At 54.4% G+C, this 19,801-nt stretch carries 20 protein-coding genes; 8 read left to right on the forward strand and 12 right to left on the reverse strand.

The genetic code is table 11. The features are described from left to right. Positions 1-2: 2 nt before the first annotated feature. Positions 3-785, reverse strand: coding sequence for a cyclase family protein (locus tag GRI58_RS10620; RefSeq protein ID WP_160753559.1), 783 nt, complete (start codon positions 783-785; stop codon positions 3-5). Between the two features lie 128 nt (positions 786-913). Here GRI58_RS10620 and GRI58_RS10625 point away from each other — a divergent pair, with 128 nt between their 5' ends. From GRI58_RS10625 to GRI58_RS10655, 7 genes are all read left to right on the forward strand, one after another. Further along, complete coding sequence (locus GRI58_RS10625; RefSeq protein WP_237452242.1) at positions 914-1,420, forward strand: MarR family winged helix-turn-helix transcriptional regulator; 507 nt, start codon at positions 914-916, stop codon at positions 1,418-1,420. 66 nt (positions 1,421-1,486) lie between these two features. Beyond that, complete coding sequence (locus GRI58_RS10630) at positions 1,487-1,969, forward strand: MarR family winged helix-turn-helix transcriptional regulator (RefSeq protein WP_202386929.1); 483 nt, start codon at positions 1,487-1,489, stop codon at positions 1,967-1,969. Then, positions 1,966-2,364 (forward strand): acyl-CoA thioesterase, encoded by a 399-nt coding sequence (locus GRI58_RS10635; protein WP_160753562.1) that lies wholly within the window; start codon positions 1,966-1,968, stop codon positions 2,362-2,364. The genes GRI58_RS10630 and GRI58_RS10635 overlap by 4 nt, the downstream gene beginning before the upstream one ends. 234 nt (positions 2,365-2,598) lie before the next feature. Beyond that, positions 2,599-3,144, forward strand: coding sequence for a nuclear transport factor 2 family protein (locus GRI58_RS10640; RefSeq protein ID WP_160753563.1), 546 nt, complete (start codon positions 2,599-2,601; stop codon positions 3,142-3,144). 84 nt (positions 3,145-3,228) lie between these two features. After that, positions 3,229-5,535, forward strand: coding sequence for a TonB-dependent receptor (locus GRI58_RS10645; protein WP_160753564.1), 2,307 nt, complete (start codon positions 3,229-3,231; stop codon positions 5,533-5,535). After that, the gene (locus tag GRI58_RS10650; RefSeq protein ID WP_160753565.1) at positions 5,535-7,376 is read left to right on the forward strand and encodes a DUF885 domain-containing protein; all 1,842 of its coding nucleotides are present in this window, start codon (positions 5,535-5,537) and stop codon (positions 7,374-7,376) included. Before GRI58_RS10645 ends, GRI58_RS10650 begins: the two co-directional genes overlap by 1 nt. Before the next feature lie 16 nt (positions 7,377-7,392). Next, on the forward strand, positions 7,393-9,237 hold the full coding sequence (locus GRI58_RS10655) for a M14 family metallopeptidase (RefSeq protein ID WP_337190953.1): 1,845 nt from the start codon (positions 7,393-7,395) through the stop codon (positions 9,235-9,237). A 74-nt stretch (positions 9,238-9,311) separates the two neighbouring features. On the opposite strand, the gene GRI58_RS10660 is transcribed toward GRI58_RS10655, so the two are convergent. The 6 genes from GRI58_RS10660 to GRI58_RS10685 form a co-directional block, all read right to left on the reverse strand. Beyond that, positions 9,312-9,716 carry a RidA family protein gene (locus tag GRI58_RS10660; protein WP_160753566.1) on the reverse strand — a complete coding sequence of 135 codons (405 nt, stop codon included), beginning with the start codon at positions 9,714-9,716 and terminating at the stop codon, positions 9,312-9,314. A 17-nt stretch (positions 9,717-9,733) separates the two neighbouring features. Then, positions 9,734-10,219: a VOC family protein gene (locus GRI58_RS10665; RefSeq protein ID WP_160753567.1), complete on the reverse strand. Its 486-nt coding sequence runs from the start codon at positions 10,217-10,219 to the stop codon at positions 9,734-9,736. Positions 10,220-10,317: 98 nt separating this feature from the next. After that, the gene (locus GRI58_RS10670) at positions 10,318-11,700 is read right to left on the reverse strand and encodes an NAD(P)/FAD-dependent oxidoreductase (protein ID WP_160753568.1); all 1,383 of its coding nucleotides are present in this window, start codon (positions 11,698-11,700) and stop codon (positions 10,318-10,320) included. Beyond that, on the reverse strand, positions 11,693-11,950 hold the full coding sequence (locus tag GRI58_RS10675; protein WP_160753569.1) for a 2Fe-2S iron-sulfur cluster-binding protein: 258 nt from the start codon (positions 11,948-11,950) through the stop codon (positions 11,693-11,695). The genes GRI58_RS10670 and GRI58_RS10675 overlap by 8 nt, the downstream gene beginning before the upstream one ends. Before the next feature lie 35 nt (positions 11,951-11,985). Beyond that, positions 11,986-13,215 (reverse strand): NAD(P)/FAD-dependent oxidoreductase, encoded by a 1,230-nt coding sequence (locus tag GRI58_RS10680; RefSeq protein WP_337190958.1) that lies wholly within the window; start codon positions 13,213-13,215, stop codon positions 11,986-11,988. Then, entirely contained in the window at positions 13,178-14,104 is a 927-nt protein-coding gene (locus GRI58_RS10685) for a dihydrodipicolinate synthase family protein (RefSeq protein WP_160753571.1), read from the reverse strand. Before GRI58_RS10685 ends, GRI58_RS10680 begins: the two co-directional genes overlap by 38 nt. A 132-nt stretch (positions 14,105-14,236) precedes the next feature. Between GRI58_RS10685 and GRI58_RS10690 the strand changes: the two genes are divergently transcribed. Further along, positions 14,237-15,151, forward strand: coding sequence for a LysR family transcriptional regulator (locus GRI58_RS10690; RefSeq protein ID WP_160753572.1), 915 nt, complete (start codon positions 14,237-14,239; stop codon positions 15,149-15,151). 4 nt (positions 15,152-15,155) lie between these two features. Here the strand turns inward: GRI58_RS10690 and GRI58_RS10695 are convergent, their stop codons facing one another. The 5 genes from GRI58_RS10695 to GRI58_RS10715 all read right to left on the reverse strand — a co-directional run bounded on the left by GRI58_RS10695 (position 15,156) and on the right by GRI58_RS10715 (position 19,714). Continuing rightward, on the reverse strand, positions 15,156-16,616 hold the full coding sequence (locus tag GRI58_RS10695; protein ID WP_337190954.1) for a sodium:solute symporter family protein: 1,461 nt from the start codon (positions 16,614-16,616) through the stop codon (positions 15,156-15,158). Then, positions 16,613-16,867 carry a DUF3311 domain-containing protein gene (locus GRI58_RS10700; protein WP_160753573.1) on the reverse strand — a complete coding sequence of 85 codons (255 nt, stop codon included), beginning with the start codon at positions 16,865-16,867 and terminating at the stop codon, positions 16,613-16,615. Before GRI58_RS10700 ends, GRI58_RS10695 begins: the two co-directional genes overlap by 4 nt. 30 nt (positions 16,868-16,897) lie before the next feature. Further along, on the reverse strand, positions 16,898-18,214 hold the full coding sequence (locus GRI58_RS10705) for an amidohydrolase family protein (protein ID WP_237452243.1): 1,317 nt from the start codon (positions 18,212-18,214) through the stop codon (positions 16,898-16,900). 217 nt (positions 18,215-18,431) lie between these two features. Beyond that, complete coding sequence (locus GRI58_RS10710; RefSeq protein ID WP_160753574.1) at positions 18,432-18,995, reverse strand: MobA/MobL family protein; 564 nt, start codon at positions 18,993-18,995, stop codon at positions 18,432-18,434. Continuing rightward, positions 18,992-19,714: a ribonuclease H-like domain-containing protein gene (locus GRI58_RS10715; protein ID WP_160753575.1), complete on the reverse strand. Its 723-nt coding sequence runs from the start codon at positions 19,712-19,714 to the stop codon at positions 18,992-18,994. The genes GRI58_RS10710 and GRI58_RS10715 overlap by 4 nt, the downstream gene beginning before the upstream one ends. Positions 19,715-19,801: the final 87 nt, after the last annotated feature.

A 19,801-nucleotide genomic window follows, 5' to 3' on the forward strand; every position in this document is an offset into this window, starting at 1 on the left:
ATTTAGTCCGCGACCAACGCGAGAACGCGTAGCGGACTGCCGGAGCCGCCGACGATCTTTAGCGGCGCGGCCACAATCACGGATCCCTTGGGAGGCAGCTGATCGAGATTCTGAAGGCATTGCAGCCCGAACTTGCCGGCGCCGTGGAACAGCGCATGTGCAGGGTATTGTGGATCGAGAAGATGAGCCTGGCCGGCATCGGTACCAATGGTCTCCACCCCAAAACCGCGAACGTTACGCTCCTCAATGAGAAATCGGCAGGCGCCGGCATCGGGGCCTGGCGTATGGGCACCGTCATCTTTGCGATTTGTATATTGCTCGACTGGCCGTTTTGACCAATCGGTGCGCATCAGCACCCAGCAATCCTCTGGGATCCGGCCATGTTCGGCTTCCCATAAGACCAGCTTGTCCCGAGTAAGTAGGAAGTCGGCATCTGCCGCCGACTCAGTTGAACAGTCGATGACGACAGCGGGCCCAACGAAGTTCTTGGGATCAACCGCATCTACCGTGTTGTGAGGCACGTCTTTCCCCGTGACCCAGTGGATGGGCGCGTCGAAGTGAGTGCCGCTATGCTCACCAACTGTGAAATTGTTCCAATACCAGGCGACGCCTCGATCATCATAACGTGAGATCTCCTCGCGCTTGAAGGCAGCCGTTTGGCCGAACGGTTCGGGAAGCACTAGCAACGGGGTATCTTCTGATAGGGGCTGGGTAATGTCGACTGTGCGGATCGTCCCGCTCATCAGCGCGTCAGAAAAGGCGGACAAGGTGCTCTGCGACATCATTCTCTCCCCAAATTGGATATTCCAATTAGCGAAAGGCTATCAGCAAAACGTGCAGATGCAACTAAATTTATGTCATGCATTGCGGGGACGACCAAGCAGGTCTAAACTTCATTCAAAAGAGGAATAGCTTGGACAATCGTGAACTTGGCGACCCTGGAACGCCTTCATTTCAGGTCGAAAAATACCCATTCTTTCTACTTAATCGGCTCGTCAGCCGGTATAATGGTGTGATCGAGCCTCGACTGCGTGGAATCGGTCTGGACATACCTTTTTGGCGCGTTCTGATGGTGCTTGGCGAGTGTTCGCCACGGGGTGTTCGTGACATATCACTCGCTGCAGTCATTCCGCTTTCGACAACGACGCGCATTGTCCAACGCATGGCGGGTGTCGGCTATATCGCAATAAGTGAAAGCTCACGCGATGCCCGGGTTACAGAGGTATCGCTAACAATATTGGGCGAGGAGAAACTGGTGGAGGCGCGTGCTGTGACCGCACCCGTATACGCGGGTATCATCAACGGAGTGAGCGCGAAGGACTTCAACCGCCTGATAACTATTCTTGATCGATTTTACGACAATCTCACAGCATTCGAAAACGTGCCTGCGCCGCGCCGCGGCAACAATGCAGGAACCTGAATTTCGGCATGTGCAGGCGGGCAATCGCATTGACTATTCAATTGGTTCAAGCTTGAAATGCCGGTAATGGCCAATCAATCTGAAATCTCCGATGATGATGCCCGTGCTGACCTGAGGCTTTGGTTGCGTTTGCTGACCTGTTCCACCGTGGTGGAAAAGCGATTGCGGCGTCGATTCATCGAGCAATTTGGTAGCACACTGCCGCGGTTCGATGTCTTGGCGGCTTTGGATCGTGCGTCCAATGGCTTGTCAATGGGAGAGCTGTCACGAGCATTACTCGTGTCGAACGGAAATGTGACGTCTCTCGTTCGACAGCTTGAGCAGCAGGGCTTGGTAGTTAGTCGACCAGCGAGCGATCGTCGTTCGTCCATCGTATCTATGACAGACGAAGGAAGTGAGCGCTTTGCCGAACTGGCATCCGCACACGGAGAATGGATACGAGGCATGTTTTCTCATATTTCGGCCGATGAGGAACGCCAACTCTTTGACCTGCTAGGAGTACTCCGACGATCAATCGCGGCCGAAGATCGCGAGGAGGGCGCGGAATGACGTTCGTTTCGTTTCAGCAGGTCAGATTTGCTCATGTGGACGCTGCGGGAATCGTCTTCTACCCCCGCTATTTTGAGATGCTGAACGCTGCCGTTGAAGATTACTTTGAACAGCGCCACGGAGTGAGCTTTAAGGAAATGCATCTACAACGTCGCGTTGGAGTCCCTACGGTAAAAGTAGATGTGACGTTCGAAGCCGCCAGCAAGCTTGGCGACGATCTGGAGTTCAATCTTTCGCCTATGAAAACTGGCCGCAGCTCGGTCGAATTCTCGGTTCAAGTCTTATGTGCTGGCGAGCAGCGGCTCTCCGGGACGGTTATAATCGTGTGTACCGATCTTGACCGCATGCGCTCGCTCCCGTGGCCGGATGACCTTCGGCCACATCCCGACACCTAACGTCGTGCATCATACGACAATAGGCGGCATTTTTTCTTATCGGCAAAATGGGCAACATCCTGTCCCCATCACGAGGCTGGTGAGCATAATCCTTATGTGCTTTGCGTTAAACGCAACGATTATGCACTTTCTACTGCATTGAACGAACGGTTCGGCTTCGACACTCTATCACTTGTAACGGCTCTGTAACGCAAACCGACAGAGCCGGACCATCTGGGATCAGAGGGGAAGGCGATGAGGAAATCTATTTACGCAGTTGGTGCCATTGTCGCATCGCTCGCGATGACCGGCTGTCAGCAATCGAATGATGTGCAGCCTAAAAACTCGATGACGGGTGAAATTGCTTCATCGGAAGAAAAAGTGCCACAGACCTTCAACTCTGTGGTCGAAAATGACGAACTTACGAAGATGTTTCGATGGTGGAATGAAGCCTACACGAAGCCCGACGGGTTCACAGCTGAAGCGTTTGGCCAATACTTTACCGATGATGCCGTGATGCGAATCAATGGTCATGAAAGTGCCCGAGGCCTTGAGGATCTCGCCAGTCATTTTCGCGAGATTCAAAAGAAGACCGATATGGTGAAGATCAATCTTCCCTTTATCGCGTCCTTCACCTCGCCCGACGGCAGCAAAATCTATACCTACCATACGCTTGATGCATCAGCGGACGGTAAGCCCAGCCACGAAATGGTGATGGGCTATGCCGAACTGCGCGGCGGAAAAATCGCATTAATCAACTTTCTGAACATGGACGGCGAACCTCAGGAGAGCGCCCGTTAGGACGGCGCTCTCTCGGGAATTTCAAAAGTAAGGCTGCATGTGACCGTGGGGATTGCGGAGCATGCTACAGGGAAGGGTAATTCTATGAACCGCAAGACTTTGCTTCGTTACTCGGCATTGGCGGGAGTATCTGCGCTGGCGTGCGCAACACAAGCAATCGCGCATACTGCGGATGCTTCGCCAAAAGATGAACAGGCACAGGTTGAGAATTCAGCACAAGACCGGACTAGTGACCCAAAGGTCGATCGCATCGCTAGCGATGACACTCGAGAAATCGTCGTAACGGCACAGCGGCGTGCACAGCTCGCAACAGACGTTCCAATCAGTCTCACGGCTTTTGATGCGGCTGCAATTCAAAAGCAGAACGTAAAAGGGCTAGATGATTACTTTGCTAAAGCACCCAATGTCAGTTTTCTCTCGACTGGTGCGCGAGATCGCAAGGAAATCAGTATTCGCGGCGTTACCAACCAGCTGAGTGCAGATGCAATTCCTAGAACGAGTACATTCGGATTCTATATCGATGACTTTAATGTCTCGACCGGCACGGTGAATCCCGAGATTGTAGACATCAAGCGTATTGAGGTGCTGCGCGGTCCACAAGGCACCTATTTCGGGCGCAACGCTGTGGGTGGTGCGATCAACATCGTTACCAATCAAGCAAACACTCAGCGCTTCGAAGGCGAGGCTTCCGCTGCTTATTCAAGCTTTAATACGATTGATGTCAGTGGTGTGCTCAACACGCCTATTGTGCGGGACAAGGTCGCGCTGCGTCTTGTCGGACGTTACGAGCACAGCGACGGAAATATCAAGAATATCAATCCGATCGGTGGAGGAAATGACTCCGATTACTATTACGGCAAGGCGATGTTGCGCTTCACGCCGACCGACCAGCTGACGATCGACCTTGTCGGTACCTACACAAAAGAACGAGTGGGCATGAGAGAGGGCGTGCCATCAGGAGTTTTAGGTCAGACCGCCCTTGCTGTGGTCTACCCTGGTGTTGTGGATCCGCAGGCCGATCCCGATGGCGTTGGATTCTTTCCGCAGAACGATAACCGTGTGAATTTCAACCGCCCACAGAGGGTGGGTACGGAATTTTATTATGTCACCGGCAGAATTAAATATGATACTGACGCCTTTTCTATCACCAGTATAACTGGTTACATCAACTCCAAGCAATTTCTTCAGGGCGATATTGATGGATCGAGTCACGACTACTATTACGAGACGAAGCCTATAGACCGCGATTCATTTAGTACTGAAACACGTATTCAATCTCCCGACGATGGACGCGCATTCTCTTGGACCGTCGGTGGTATGTACGCCAGGGATGCAGGAGCGATTAATCAGTTCACCTACACAGGCGCTGATAATCCATTTGGCCTACCGGCGGATTTGCAAATCACAAGCACGCAGAATTCAGGTAAGTCAGAGAGTTGGGCAATCTTCGCTCAAGGTCAGTATGATTTAACGCAGAAACTCTCATTTACTGCTGGCGGACGCTATACCCACGAAAAGGTAACCGTATCGCAATTCAACACCTCAAGCGGAAACGTTAATGGTGTCGTCAACGATAGTGCGTCATTCAACAACTTCTCGCCGCGGTTCACGCTTGCCTACAAGTTAGCTGATCGTACCAATGTCTACGCAACAGCTTCGCGCGGTTTCAAGGCTGGTGGTGTTCAGATCAACCCCAACATCAATGACACGTCCTATGCTCCTGAAACCCTTTGGAACTACGAGCTCGGATTTAAGACGCAAACTGCCGACCGTAAGCTTCTTTTGAATGTTGCTCTCTTTTACATGGACTGGAAGGATCTGCAGACGGAGTTCGCGGTGGCGCAGGTCAATGGCAGCGTTATTACCTTCTATTCGGGTATCGAGAACGCGGCATCTGCGCATAGCATGGGCGTTGAACTCGATGCGGCATATCGCATCACGCCTGACTTTCAAATCGGAGGTACGGTTGGTTATCTCGATGCGAAATTTGATAACTATCAAAACGCTTATATTAATGGGCAAGTTGTCGACTTATCTGACCGAAGGATGCCAAATTCGCCCAAGTGGACGCTCAGTGCGTTTACGGAGTATAACTTTACTCCCGTCAAGGATGTTGACGCCTATGTTCGAGGTGAATGGTTTTACCGCGACATGATATACTCAGATAAAGCAGCATTGCTGTACAACATCTGGCCATATCGGGTGCCAAGCTACGATCAATTCAATCTGCGGGCTGGGTTCACTAAGGGCAATCTTGATTTCCAAATTTATGGTGAGAACATCTTCAAAAATCGATATTTCACCAATGCTTATGAAAAGGCTTTCGCGGGTGGTCTGTATGTCCAGCCGTCGGTGCGGAACATTGGCGCTCGAGTGACGGTGCACTTCTGATGTTGCTAAAGAAAGGTATCGTGCGTCGGCAGATGCTCGGCGGTATTGCTTGGACGGCTCTCGCCCCTGCTTTGTTGGGCGGGAGAGCTTGGGCGCACGACCTTTCTGCAGGTGCTGATAGTCAACTTCGTGCATTACTTAAAGACGCATATCTGCGGATGCTCGAATTGAACCCGATGCTTGGTGCAACCGTCGGCACAAGCATCGGCAAGGACCGGTGGAATGATTTTTCTGAAGCGGGTGAAAAGGCGGTTGCTGACAGTGCAGCGCTGAACCTGGACCGTCTTCATTCGATCGACTTCGCCAATTTGTCGCCCGATGCCCAGGTGCAATATCGGGCGTTTGAAAATGATCAGAAGATTATCGCAGAAAGATATCGCTGGCGGCGACAAGATTATCCGCTCAATCAAATTGTCGGAATTCATCTCGATGTGCCGAATGTACTGATAAATCAGCATCCAATTAACGACATCGCCGATGCTGAAGCCTATATCAGCCGCCTTGATCTCGCGCCGCACGCCTTTGATCAAATGGTCGCAAGGCTTCGTGATCACGCGGCAGCGGGTTTCTACATGCCGGCCTCTGTCTATCCGCTGCTGATCGACGGGGCTCAGCAGGTTATAACTGGCTCGCCTTTCGGTGAGGGCAACGACAGCCCAGTCTGGTCTGACTTCAAGCGCAAGGTCGGCGAACTTAAGATCAACGAGGCCGCGGCGAAGGCACTGCTTGCGCGTGCCAGGAACGCGCTAACCGGCCCGTTTCGGGGTGGCTATGAACGGCTGATCGCTGAACTGAAGGCGCAATCGTCTAAGGTGACGAAGAGCGATGGCGTATGGGCGCTGCCCGATGGTGATGAATATTACGCGTTTCTGATCCGCCAATTCACGACCACGGAAATGACGCCGGAGGACATCCACCAGCTCGGCCTGTCGGAGGTAAAGCGCATCCATAGCGAGATGCAGGCGATCATGGACAAGGTCGGCTTTTCCGGAACGCTGCAGGCGTTCATGGCGAAACTGAAAAAGGACCCTCAATTTTATTATCCCAACACCGATGCAGGGCGGCAAAAGTATCTAGAGCGTGCGCGGTCAATCATCGGCGCGATGCAGGCTGCGTTGCCGCGGACTTTCCATCACAAGGCGCCTCTGCCGCTTGTGATCCGCCGTGCCGAAATTTATCGTGAGCCTTCACTACCCGCTGGTTATTACGACGCTGGATCGCCAGACGGTAAGCGGCCAGGTTATATCTACCTCAACCTACGAAACATGGCGGATCGGGCAACCTTCGACTTGGAGGACCTCCTTTACCATGAAGGGCTTCCGGGTCATCACATGCAGATCTCGACCATTCTAGTAAATGATCAGGTGCCTGAGCTGCGCAAGACTAACGAATGGTGGCAGAATACGGCATTCGTAGAAGGTTGGGCGCTATACGCGGAATCGCTGGCGAAGGAGATGGGATTTTACGACGATCCATATTCGGACTTCGGTCGGCTAGGCGGCGAATTGTGGCGTGCGTGTCGGCTCGTCGTCGACAGCGGACTACACTACAAGCGCTGGTCGCGCGAACAGGCGATTCAGTATTTCGACGACAACACTGCCAGCACCCACGCTGCAAACGTTCAGGAAATCGACCGGTATCTTGCGGTGCCGGGGCAAGCGACTGCCTTCACCGTTGGCATGCACGCTTTTCAGGAGCAGCGGGCACGCGCCAAAAAGGTGCTCGGCAGCGCTTATGATATTCGCGACTATCATCAGTTGGCGCTGAATTATGGCTTCGTGCCGCTCAATGCGCTCGCATTGGCGGTCGATCACTGGATAGCGGCGAAGAAGCCGTCATAATCGGGAGTTTATAACCGTGAAGCGTTCAGCCCTGCTCGCCGGTCTCGCCACCCTTGTCTTGGCCTCACCGGCCGTGGGTCAGTCGCATGACGGCGATGCGTCCAAACCGACAATGCGGATCAAGGCGCCGCTGCCGCCGGCAGTACCCTGGACGGGTAGAAGCGAGGCACTGATCGCAAAACCCAATGATCCTTGGATCACCCCGGCGGAGAAATCCGACATGGTGTCGACTACGACCTATGCCGAAATGCGCGCCTATATGGAGCGGCTGGCTAACGCATCGCCGTTGATCCATGTCGTCACCATCGGGAAGACCGCGTTGGGCCGCGACCTCATTGCAGTAGTCGCCAGCAAGGATTTGGGTGCCGATACGATCGATGGATTGGACAAGGTCAAGCCGACGGTCTTGGCACAGGCGGGCATTCACCCTGGCGAAAGTGATGGCACCGATGCAGGGATGATGCTGCTGCGCGACATCGCGCTGCGGGGTAAGGCAGATTTGCTCGACAAGGTCAATTTTGTGTTCGTTCCGATCTTCAACGTCGACGGACACGAAAACGCTTCGGAGTTCGGTCGTCCCAACCAACGCGGTCCGAAGGAGCAGGGCTGGCGGACGACGGCGCAGAACATCAACCTAAACCGCGACTATATCAAGGCTGATGCGCCCGCAATGCAAGCGATGCTGCGATTGATCAATCGTCTTGATCCCGAGCTCTATCTCGACCTGCACGTCTCCGACGGGGTTGATTTTGCCTATGACATAACCTTCGGTTTTCAAGACGCACCCTACGCCCATTCGCCAGCTGAAAATGAGTGGCTAGAGAATGTCTTTCGCAAGGAAGTGAATGGCGCACTCCAAGAGCAAGGTCATATTCCAGGACCTCTGGTGCTAGCTGTCGACGACCGGCATCCCGAGAACGGCCTGATGTTGCCTGCTTTCCCGCCGCGTTTTTCGCATTCGTATGGGGATCTGCGGCATATGCCAGCAGTCCTGGTCGAGGATCATGCTTTAAAACCTTACAAGCAACGTGTGTTGGGTGATTATATCTTACTCCAACAATCCTTGAAGACGGTTGCTGCCCATCGAGATGAGCTTGCGGGTGCGATTGCAAAAGACAAGTCGAGACGCGGCAAGATGGTCCTGACTTGGCAAACCAAAAAGAAGCCGGTCAGAATAGTCCCATTCCGTCAAATGAAGGCGGAGCATTTCCAATCATCTATTTCTGGTACTGAGGAAATCCGTTACTTGGGTAAAGCGGCCCCGGAAAGGCCTTATCCGCTTTATGGTTCGAAGCCCGATTTTGTGCTCGATCCTCCGAAGGCCTATTATGTATCGGTTGCTTATCCGAAGGTTATCGCACGACTGCGTGAACAAGGCATCAGGATGCAAGCGCTTGAAGCGCCGACAACAGTAAAAGTTGATATGATCCGCGTTCACGATCCAAAGTTATCCGACATGCCCCTTGGGGATAGGGTACGGGTAAGCGCGGGCAGCTTTACTCATGAAACCCATGAGCAGACCTATATGCCTGGCTCAGTCCGTATTCCCACCGACCAGCCGCTTGGCGAACTTGCGGAGACGATGCTCGAGCCACGCGCCGAGGATTCTCTCTTCCAATGGGGTTTCTTCATGGGAATGCTGACACGGACCGAATATATAGAAGGATATGTGATCGAGCCGCTCGCGGCGCAAATGATGGCGCGCGATCCGGCTCTGAAAAAGGCATTCCAAGCAAAGCTAAATAGTGATCCGAAGTTTGCCAAAGATCCAGACGCCCGACTTGCATGGTTCTACGAACGGACACCCTATTATGACTCGGATTATTTGCTGTACCCAGTTGGGCGCGAACTAGCCGATTGATTGCGGCTGTTATGTAAAAAGGGGCCGCCAGAGTTTGACAGCCCATTTTTGTCCTTGATCTAAGAGTCCACCCTTCAATCGATCACGGCCGTAGCCTCGATTTCCACAAGGAAATCTGGAAGAGCAAGCGCGGCGACGCCTAGAAAAGTGTTCGGGGCTGGCGTCGTGTTGCCGTAGAATTCGCCGATCGCTGGTAGAACCAAGGCCAGTTTGTCGGGGGAGTGATCCACGACATAGGTGCGCAGTCGAACGATATTGTCAGGACCGGCGCCGACTTCTTCAAGAACAGTCTGCAGATTGGCGAGCGCCTGATGCGTCTGTGCAGTGAGGTCACCGGCTCCGACTATGTTGCAGTCCTTGTCCCATGCGACCTGCCCAGCGAGATGTAGCGTGCGCCCACCTTCACTGAGCACGGCATGCGAGAAGCCATAGCTGACACTGTCGTATAGGCTGGCGGGGTTTATGCGCTTGTTGGCCATGTCTATCTCCAATAGGATCAGTCGACTATTTCCAGCGAATTGCCGAATGGGTCGCGAACATACAGATTCTTCTTGCCTGCCAGCGGTCCGTCATCGATCGCTATGATCTGCTGAACCTCACAGCCATTGTCGGCTAGATAACGTGCCGCCATTTCGACATCGTCGACACGAAGGCCAAGATGATGACCACCCAAATCGCAGTGACGTGGCCGTTCGCGCTTACGGTCGGCAGGTTTGTCATATTGGACAAACTGTAGATTTAGATTTTCAGTGAGCTTCATCATGACGAGAGTCAGTTTCGCTCCAGGGATGCCGATATGCGTTTCCATGAAATCGCGACCCTGATCATCCTTGGGAATCTCGTCAGCGTCTAACGGTCCTAGTCGGAACATCTCCTGCGCGCCGAACACACGCGAGTAGAAGTCGATCGCGGCATCAAGGTCGGCCACTGTGAAAGAAATATGATCGGCAGCCAGGAAAATCGGGCGGTTTGTGTCAGTCATCCACGAGTCTCCGGCTTTAAAGTGCCAAGGCATGGTAGGGCCACCACGCTTAGCAGCAATGTGGAGCTTTCGCGGACTTCGTTGCGTTGATCGCAAAGTTATCCAATTAGATCGCCAATTCGAGTTGGTCGAACAGGGAAGCGTGAGGTGAATCCTCGAAGTTCGTTGGGCCCGACGCCTCGCTTGTGCGCCGCAAGGCGCAGCAGCATATGTTCGCATCCCCGTCCCTGACATGTTCCCATCCCGCAACGCGTAACGAGCTTTACCGAATTGGGATCGCTGTCTTGTATCAATGCCGTTTCGACTGCCCCGATCGTGACGTCCTCACAGCGGCAAAGAATTGTGTTGGCGTCACGCAATGCGGTGAGCGCACTTGTGGGATCTGCAATGCGGTCCAGAAGGGCCGCGAAACGACTTACCCGAATCTGCTTCCTGGCGGCATCGCGGCGGATCGCCTCGGCCTCGTCCATAGGGATTAGTCCAAGGTCGAGCGCGATACCTGCGCCTGCTATCTGGCCCTCCAGCAGCGCGGCGGGTGCGCCCGCGACACCGCTTGTCTCGCCAGCGACAAAAATTTGCGAAACCGAACTTCGCATCCAGCCGTCATGCTCGGCTGCCCATCCTCCTGTCGGCTGTGCCCATCTTACAGAAAGTCCGGCAAGGCGGGGGAGATCCGATTGCGGCAAAAACCCATAGCATAGACCTACGGCGTCGCAGTGGACTGTTCGCTTGCCTATTCGAGCGGAGCTTACCCTGTTCAGTCCTTCTATCACTGAGAGGCGCTGACCGAAGGTCACCGGAACTCCGGCACGGCGAAGCGTTGCCCATGCAGAAGCGGCATCGAGCATTAGGCCGAAATTGCGCAGAGCTGTGCCTGCTCCCTTGATAAGTAGCCTTGCAAGAAACGATTGGCGCTGGTCGAACGCGACCTCGGCCACAGTGCCGCCGGCAGCGATCACCTGTGTTGCGACAATCAGCATAAGGGGGTGCGTACCAGCGAGAAGGACCCGTCCATCCGGTACCACAGCTTGAGCCTTAACTAATGCCTGCAGCCCTCCGGCACCCATTGCGCCGGGAAGCGTCCAGCCAGGAATCGGTATGGGTAAGTCATAGCATCCAGACGCAATTAGCAGGCGATTTGCGGAAACTTGAGTAATACCGTCTCCGCTGGCAAGGGTAAGATCGACAGTTCCACCGGACCGATCGATACCGATCACTGACTTCCCGCCAATCCAATCGCACCGGTTAAGTGCTTCAAACGCACGAAGCTGACTCTTCAATGACGTATAGCTTTTGCCCTTCATCGATTGGGCCATCGCAAATTCTTGCGGCGGTTGGCGCAGTATCTGACCGCCTGGACGCTGCTGTTCGTCGATTACTGCAATCCGAGCACCATTTTGATCGAGCACTAGTGCCGCGGCTTGTCCTGCTGGACCACCGCCAATGATGGCGACGTCGTAGTGATGGATTGAATTAGTCATAGGAGATACTTCGCGTCGCTATTCGCATGCCGTCTTCCACGGTGATCAGGCATGCGCGTATGCGACGGACTGGAGTCACGTCGAGACGGCTAACAAAACATTCAGAACAGGTGCCCATATTGCACCAGAATCCGCGCGGTTGTCCTTCTTGATCGTTGCGCAGACGCATGTGCCCGGCGGCAACTAAAGCGGCCAGCAGGGTTTCGCCCGAAAAAGAGTCGATCATCTGGCCATCGACCTCAATCGTCACTGGCATTCCGCGTGTAATATCCGCCTGCGATCGCATCAGCGCCCCATGAATCCATTGAGACTATCGAACCGTGCTGGCGATGCGACTGCGAGCAGCCGATCGGCTTCGTCACGTTCGCGCTCGAGCATTTGATCTGCTACCAGCCGCGCAAACGTGGGTCCAAGTGTGAAGGCGGATCCGCCAGCGGCACAGAAAAGTCCGGGCATCGTAGGAAACTCTCCGGCAATGGGCAGCTGATCGGGCGTAACTGCAGTCACACCAGTCCATGTGCGGATCAAGTTTAGGTCAGCTACGCGGGGGACCGTCTTAGTAGCTACGGAGAGATTATTACGAAGGGACTGGATGATAAGCTCGGCAGGGCGGGATAGATCGAAAATACCGTCAACGCGATGGAGGCGTGAAGGCCAACCGCCGCCGATCAAGATGTTGCCTGCCTCAGTTTGTTTCATTGATAGTCGCTGTGCGACGTGCTGCACGAGGTGCGGTAGGAAGTGGGGCGTCCGCTCGCTGGCACTCATCGTAAGTCCGACAGGGAATAGCGGCAGGTGCAGGTTGGCCATAGCCGCAATCCGTGCCGACCAAACACCTGCCGCGACCAGCACTTTTTTTGCGCCTACGGTAAAAGCCCCCTCCGAGCCGATAATTTCGGCTCGAAATGAGGCGCCCTGCCATTCGAGTTTTGTAAGCCGCGTACGGATCTGAATTTCAGCACCAGCTGCAGTAGCGGCTGTTGCAAATGCGGGCGCAATCTTGCGAGTGTCGGCATGGCCTTCGGCTGCCATGAAGTTTGCAGCCACTATGCCTTCCGAAAGATACGGTGCGCGGCGGCGTGCTTCGGCACCGTCGATGGTCTCGACCGACAGACCCATTGCACGTTCACGGTCCGCTTTGGCTTTGAGAATTGCCACCTGATCGGCGTTTTCCGCTACCATCAGTCCGCCATTCATATGGACATGCAGCGATACTCCAAGCCGATCTTCGAGTGTGCTCCAATCGTCGATTGCGATGCGACTAAGCGTCGCGGTTTGCTCCCCTTCCAGGCCAAGCCCACCTTTGCGCTCAAGAAAGCGACGTTCTATTTGGAAATGTAGTGACCCGGCGTTCTGACCAGATGCACCACTTCCAGTGCTAGCCTGCTCGACTAGCATAACCTCCATCCCGGCAAGGGCGAGGTGCCAAGCCGCCGCGCAGCCGATGAGCCCGCCGCCGACTATTAAGGCGTCGACTTTAGTTCGCAATGCGCCCCAACGACACGAGCGTTTCACGAATGCTGGCGCGGCCTTCCTCGCTGACATCGAGTAGAGGTGGGCGGACATGGCCACCCGGCAAACCCTGGGCGTTGAGAGCAGCCTTAAGAATAGCAGGACCAGAACCGAATTTCCCGACCAGCTCAGGTGTGTACCATGCGTCCATAATTACCCGGTCCTGTTGACCGCACGCTCTCGCTTCTTCGATCCTACCTGCCCATAGATTATTGTAGAAATCAGGCTGGACATGGCCAAGGACCGCGCCGGCTCCCATCGTTCCGTCGCCGCCACGTGCTTGTAATAGGGCTAAACCGTGCTCGTCCATCGCGTGGCCGAAGATACGCACCTTGTCGTTAAGTGCAAAGAAGGTCGCTACGAACCGCTCAAGTTTACTAGTTGACTGCTTGAGTGCGACAACATTGGGTAGGTCAGTCAGCTGCTCCAGCAGAGATAGCGGCATGTCGATGCCCGTTCCTGGAGGCCAGTTGTAAATACAAATTGGCAACGGGGTTTCTTTGTCAATCGCGGAGTAGAAGGCCAGTAATTCAACTGCGTTTGGGCGAAAATAGGGGGGCGGCGTAACGACGATGCCGTCGAAGTGCGCGTCGGCAGCGCTTCGCGCAAACTCCAGAACCCCTTCAGCAGTGAAGGCACTGCATCCGGCGAGCAAAGGTAGCTTGCCCGACAGTTGATTACCGGCTGCAGCGAATAGCCTGCAGCGCTCTTCTCCCCGCATCGACGGCCATTCACCAGTTGTTCCGGCAATCAGTAGACCGTGCATCCCTTCGCTATGCAGCCATTCGAGCAATCGGGAGAGCGCATCAAAATCGATCGCGCCTTCAGCATCAAACGGGGTGGTGATTGCTGGGATGTAGCCTTGCCACCCCACGATCGAGCGCTTGTCCAATGATCCTCCCTTTCACGATTCATCTATACTTAGGTCCAACCTTTGTGATGATGTCTGCTGAAGCTGCAATAACAACGAATGTTGAATGTCATTGCATCTAGTGCAAGGATGGTTGTGACCGAGGGAGTTTCGATGACCGATATCGCGCTGATGTATTTCTACGAGACCGCCATGTTGGGCACAATGCGGCAAGCAAGCGATAAGATCGGGGTCGCTGTCTCATCTATTAGTCGTCAAATTACTCAGCTCGAGCAACAGCTTGGCATGCCGTTGATCGAACGAGGACGCAGAACAATCAAAGTGACACCGGCTGGTGAGGTTGCTTTGGAATACTATCGTACCCAACAGGCCGACCGCGAAGCGTTTCTTAATCGGCTTGCAGATCTTCGGGGCTTTCGCACCGGTAATGTCGATCTGGCGGTAGGCGAGGGCTTTCTCGGTCGATCATTTACAGAGATCGTTGAACAGTTTCAGCGAGATAACCCGCGAATCGAACTTTCGATCGTAAGTGCATCGACGGCGGAGATCGTACGTATGGTGCTGAATGACGAAGCGCATATCGGTCTAATTTTTCAAAGTGAGAATGAGCCAAAGATCCGCGTCCGGACATCTGCACTTCAGCCGCTAATGGTCATCTGTTCTCCCACACACCCTCTAGCCGCCGATGATGGGGTGACACTGCCAGCGCTTGCCGAACAATCGCTGTGCCTACCGCCAAAAGGATTTCGCATTCGTCAAACGCTCGCTGCTGCAGAACTGCGCTTTAACGTTTGGCTGCAACCGCAACTCACTACCGGGTCGATCCACGTCATGCGAGAGATCGCTAAAGAGGGGCGGGCAGTCACCGTACTGCCGCCTATCAGCGTACTTTCGGATCTAGAGGAAGGTTCGTTGGTAGCGCTTCCGCTGATGGACGCTGACCTTGAGCATACCACCATTGGACTTATCCATCGACTTGGACGCCAGCTCAGTGGTCCTCCAGGTCGAATGTTGTCGTTGCTTGAAAAGCGAGTACGCGGTTGGACTGTCAGCTCCGCTGCCGACTAGTCGATCACGCTGTTCTGACAGCGGGCTCCTTTAGCCCACGAGATGTCGAAATTAGTGTCACCATTACGGTGACTAATGCGTTCGCTATCATAGCGACCAGACCGGTATCCCAATTTGGAAACAGTGAGAAAATGCGAACGGCCTGCGGAATGAGGAGAAGGCCATAACCTACTAAGATACCAGAAAATACCGCTGTCGCATTAGTGCGCGGCCAAAGAAAGGCAAGGAATACCCCAGGCGCTAGCATTCCAATCGATGCATAGGCCGTAAGACCGATATCTACCAGTGACTGAGTTGCGCCAATAGTCAGATAAACCGCCGCGGCGGCGAATAATATCATCGAAAGGCGGGAGATTAATAGTACCGCGCGGTCTTCAAGGTTAGGCACCAGAGGTAACACGACGTTGCGACTGAAGATCGATCCTGCAGTGAGTAGCAGTACGGCACCTGGAACCAGGGCAAGCAAGCATGCGGTTCCCGCAAAAATTCCAACTGCCCAGGCTGGATATCGGTCCGCGACAAACTGAAGCAGCGCGGCGTTTGGATCACCCCCCGGAGGCATAGTTCCCACCGCAAGAGCGCCGAAGCCGAGAAGAATAATGAAGAAATAGGAAAGTGAATAAAGTGGTTGGAACACTGCATTACGCCGGATCGCCCAAGGGTCGGCGGCTGAATAGGTGAGTTGAAACATGTGAGGGAAGATGAACGTACCTAGCGCGACGTTTATGGCGGCGGTCATCATCCATGTTGAAGTAAGGCCTGAGTTAGCAACGCGTCCAGGTAGATTGCCAATTCCTGGATGAGATGCCTCGACCTGTCGGAAAATATCGCCAATCGATGCGGCGCCGACATGGCTCGCAACTGTCGCACTGAGCGCGATGACGATCGCAACCATTAGTATATCTTTGACTGCGGCTGCGAATGCGGCCGAGCGCAATCCAGCGGAAAACACAAACAACAGCATTAGTACGGCACTCGCGATTGCCGCAGTCGTTGCCGAAATATCTTGATGTAGCGACAGACGCAGGACCAGTGCGAGCGCGGTGATCTGGATCTGCACATAGACAACTAATGCGGCAATGCCCGCTAATCCCACAATAACGCCCAGCCAACGTGCGTGGTAGTGATCAGCAAAGAAATCTGCTTGGGTTATTAAACCCCGGTCCTTTCCCGCTTTCCAGATTTTTGGCGTTAGCCAATATCCAACGGCCGCGCTTAACGAAACTGAGCAAAACGCAAGATAGGCAGGGCCGCCATAGGCCCACGCATATCCAGAAATGCCGAGAACGGCGAAGGTTGTGTAAATCTCACCCGCGTTGAGGAACCAAAATATCAGCGTTCCCATGCTGCGTCCGCCGACTGCCCATTCGGCTACAGATTGACCTTTGCGAGTGCGATTACCGTAAAATAGTGCACCCAAGACTGTTAGGATAACAACTGCAATTGTGAGCGAAAGGACGATCACTTCGGTTCGTCCTCGTTTTTTATTTGGTCGCCATCTGTATGGTCATTTTGGCGATCAATCCGAAACACCACGCCAATCGCGATGGTAGCGATCACGATACCCGCCATCTGCCAAACCATAGGGAAGGGGATGGCAAACCAGTCGACCTTCACGTCGTTGATGAACGGCAACAATGCGACCTGCCAAACAAAGGGAATTAGCAGCAGCGCAAGGTGCCAGCGGCGCGCTGGTCGCTGGTCGCTTTCATGCATCGAATTAGCCCTTTTTGCCCGCGAAGCCGATCAATGTGAGATTATGGCGGGTTCGAAATCGTCACGGACGATATCGCCGCCCTTCATAACGAAATCGATAGACCGCAGCGCAGAGATGTCCGCCGTAGGATCTGAATCAACCGCGACAATATCTGCATATTTGCCTGGCGCTATTCGCCCAATATCGTCGCGGCCGAGCATTTTTGCCGCGTTGATCGTGGCGGCTTGCAGTGCCTGAAGTGGCGTCATACCGGCTTTAACATAGAGTTCGGCTTCTCGAATCGTTGCTGTAGTCCCGCTGTTTGGTTCGAACGGGAATTGGTCGGTGCCGAGCGCGATGTTCACGCCTAATGAAATTGCATGTTTAAGCGTTTTCCAATGGTCCTCGCCAGTTTCGGCGACCCGCTTTAAATACCAGTCAGGCGAGCCGATCTTTTTGTAGAATTCTCGGGCTCCTGGTTGGGTTACGACGATGGTTGGGACAAGCCAAGTACCCTGCTTCTTCATTTTCGTCAGCACATCATCGTTCAAGTGATAGCCATGCTCAAACCCATCGATACCAAATTTAAGTGCCTGTTGTGCGGCTACGGAAGAGCCATTGTGAGCGGTGATCTTCACGTTATTGCGGTGCGCTACCTCAATGATCGTAGACATCTCCTCATCGGTCATCGGAGCTGCTGAGATTGCACCATGCGAATCCGAAATGCCTCCCGAAATTGCAATCTTGATCCAGGTTGCCCCCTGCTTGATCTGTTCACGAGCTGCCTTGGCTAGGCCATATGGACCGTCTGCTTCCAATGATCCGTGTCCACCAGTCGGGACGATCACTTCGCCTGCGGTCTCAATGCGCGGACCGATAATTTCGCCGCTTTCGATCGCCTTTTTAAGTGCAAAGTCGTTACCGTGATCTTCGCCTACAAGCCGCAAAGTGGTCACACCCGACATTAGAGACCGGTGGGCGTTGGCGGCCATGCGAAGCGTCTCTTCTGGATCCGTCTCATCGACCAGTGCTGCACCGGCGGCTCCGGGAAGTTTCAAGCCGAGATGAACGTGCATGTTCATCAAACCCGGAATTAGATACTTGCCATCCATGTGGGCAATCTTCGCGCCCTGGGGAATCGGGGTGTTTCCCGCTGAACCGATAGCCTCGATTCGATCTCCGCGAACGAGAACAACCGCGTTACGATCGACCTTTCCGGTATCTATATTAACAACTGCTCCCCCCACGAGTGCCGTAATCGGAGACTTTTCCGTTTCCTGAGAATGGACAGGGTAAGCGGACAAAGTCGCCAGAACACCGAAAAGTGCCAATGTTGACTTGGCAAGCAATCCTATACGTTCGATCATGACACCTCCCAAAAATCTCATTCCTGCTGCAGCGGCATGAAGCAAGGTCAATGATGTGTGCAATGCATTAACATCCGTGATGTCGTTGCGTTTGAGGCAAGTCTGCCGAGTGCTAGCGCTGCGAATTTAGTCGTTGAGCTGGTCGCCACGATATTGTGGTTGCGCCTGTGAACACACCATAAAACGGCTAGAAATTACCGTTTTTACGTTCGGGTCATTAGCTCAGCCATTCGTTCCAAGTTTCATGCAAACCGATATTCAGGCGTTCGTGTAGCTCGGTACAGGTTTCTCCATACCGCCGGTCGCCGACGACGCGCGAAGCTACCAGTATGTGCGCGTGGTTCGGTTGATACTGGGGCGTGTGAATCGCAATCTCGGCGACGATTCCCGGAAGTAGTGCCGCCCGGGTCATAGCCTCTACCCGATCCACCAACTGTCCGTTGCTGAGCCCTGGTGGAAGATCACCGCAGATGTGCCAAGCCCTGGTATCGTCACCGGTGCCAGCATTGTCGGCGGCTTCATCGGCCATCTGCCAACGAAGGTAGGGGCTCGAAACCCACCACGGCGCATTGTCGGGAACGATCGGCAGCAGCACAAAAAGATCTTCGGCACGCATCGTGAAGTCGTGAAGCGTACGGCCCGCCTTCGTGAAATGGGTTCTCCTGATGTATGCTGCTTCGCGTAGAGCTGTACGACGCTCGTCGATACGCTGGCTCCTGCCGAAGCTGCGACGGGCCACTGGCTCGCACACAAACGGCTTCCTGACTGCGATGTCGCTCATATCCCCAGCTCCGCCAAGTCGACTTCGCCAAGCGTCGATCCGCCGCGGTGGATTGGGGGCAGGGAGGCATAGGGGCTCAAGTGGGCTAGTCGCATCGCATCGGACTTGATCCAAGCGGCGAGGGCGTTCCAGCCTTCGACTATCAAATCGGGCGACGACCGCTCGGCGGAGCGCCAGTATAGTCCAGTCAGCCAAGTGGCGACCACGTCGGTCTCGCAATAGTTCTCGATCTGTGTCCACTCGCCGCGCTCGACCAGATCGGCAACCTGTTCACCGGACGTATCGATCTTTACCGGGATGCCGAAGTTGGCGCAGGCATCCGCCAGCCGAAAGCGTGGCGCCGCCCCGTAGCCGGCCATCTCTTGCAGGAAGTCGACGTGAACGCCCTGTCGGAAGCGCGGCTGCGCATGGAGCTTGGCAATGGTCGGCGCCGGTTCGCCGGTGATGGCAGAACGATTGAGCAGAACCGGAATGTCGAAGCCAGCTCCGTTGAAGGTCTGCACTTCGAAAGCCTTCTCGATCGTTCGCTCCACCGACGCGACGATCGCACGCTCGCCCATCATGGACCTACTGTAGGTTTCTACATTGAAGTTGAGCCTGCCGTCGCGATCGCGCTCCACGATCAACGTGGACGCGCAAACCAGCTGGTGCAGTGGCCATGCCGGAAAGCCCGTCGTGCTATCATTACCGGCGCGCGCGAGTGTCTCCGGGTCGGTCATGGTCTCGATATCTGAATAGCCCCGAGTTTTCTAGACGCCCTCGGTGCTCATCATCTGCTGCCGTTCGAACTCTACGGGTGACAGCAT

The organism is Qipengyuania algicida (genome assembly GCF_009828025.1).
Lineage (GTDB): Bacteria > Pseudomonadota > Alphaproteobacteria > Sphingomonadales > Sphingomonadaceae > Qipengyuania > Qipengyuania algicida.

Excerpts from the sequence above, each read along its gene's own strand:
- GRI58_RS10620 (WP_160753559.1), bottom strand. The coding sequence starts at position 785 with ATGATGTCGCAGAGCACCTTGTCCGCCTTTTCTGACGCGCTGATGAGC.
- GRI58_RS10630 (WP_202386929.1), top strand. The coding sequence starts at position 1,487 with ATGGCCAATCAATCTGAAATCTCCGATGATGATGCCCGTGCTGACCTG.
- GRI58_RS10635 (WP_160753562.1), top strand. The coding sequence starts at position 1,966 with ATGACGTTCGTTTCGTTTCAGCAGGTCAGATTTGCTCATGTGGACGCT.
- GRI58_RS10640 (WP_160753563.1), top strand. The coding sequence starts at position 2,599 with ATGAGGAAATCTATTTACGCAGTTGGTGCCATTGTCGCATCGCTCGCG.
- GRI58_RS10645 (WP_160753564.1), top strand. The coding sequence starts at position 3,229 with ATGAACCGCAAGACTTTGCTTCGTTACTCGGCATTGGCGGGAGTATCT.
- GRI58_RS10650 (WP_160753565.1), top strand. The coding sequence starts at position 5,535 with ATGTTGCTAAAGAAAGGTATCGTGCGTCGGCAGATGCTCGGCGGTATT.
- GRI58_RS10660 (WP_160753566.1), bottom strand. The coding sequence starts at position 9,716 with ATGGCCAACAAGCGCATAAACCCCGCCAGCCTATACGACAGTGTCAGC.
- GRI58_RS10665 (WP_160753567.1), bottom strand. The coding sequence starts at position 10,219 with ATGACTGACACAAACCGCCCGATTTTCCTGGCTGCCGATCATATTTCT.
- GRI58_RS10670 (WP_160753568.1), bottom strand. The coding sequence starts at position 11,700 with ATGACTAATTCAATCCATCACTACGACGTCGCCATCATTGGCGGTGGT.
- GRI58_RS10690 (WP_160753572.1), top strand. The coding sequence starts at position 14,237 with ATGACCGATATCGCGCTGATGTATTTCTACGAGACCGCCATGTTGGGC.
- GRI58_RS10700 (WP_160753573.1), bottom strand. The coding sequence starts at position 16,867 with ATGCATGAAAGCGACCAGCGACCAGCGCGCCGCTGGCACCTTGCGCTG.
- GRI58_RS10705 (WP_237452243.1), bottom strand. The coding sequence starts at position 18,214 with ATGATCGAACGTATAGGATTGCTTGCCAAGTCAACATTGGCACTTTTC.
- GRI58_RS10710 (WP_160753574.1), bottom strand. The coding sequence starts at position 18,995 with ATGAGCGACATCGCAGTCAGGAAGCCGTTTGTGTGCGAGCCAGTGGCC.
- GRI58_RS10715 (WP_160753575.1), bottom strand. The coding sequence starts at position 19,714 with ATGACCGACCCGGAGACACTCGCGCGCGCCGGTAATGATAGCACGACG.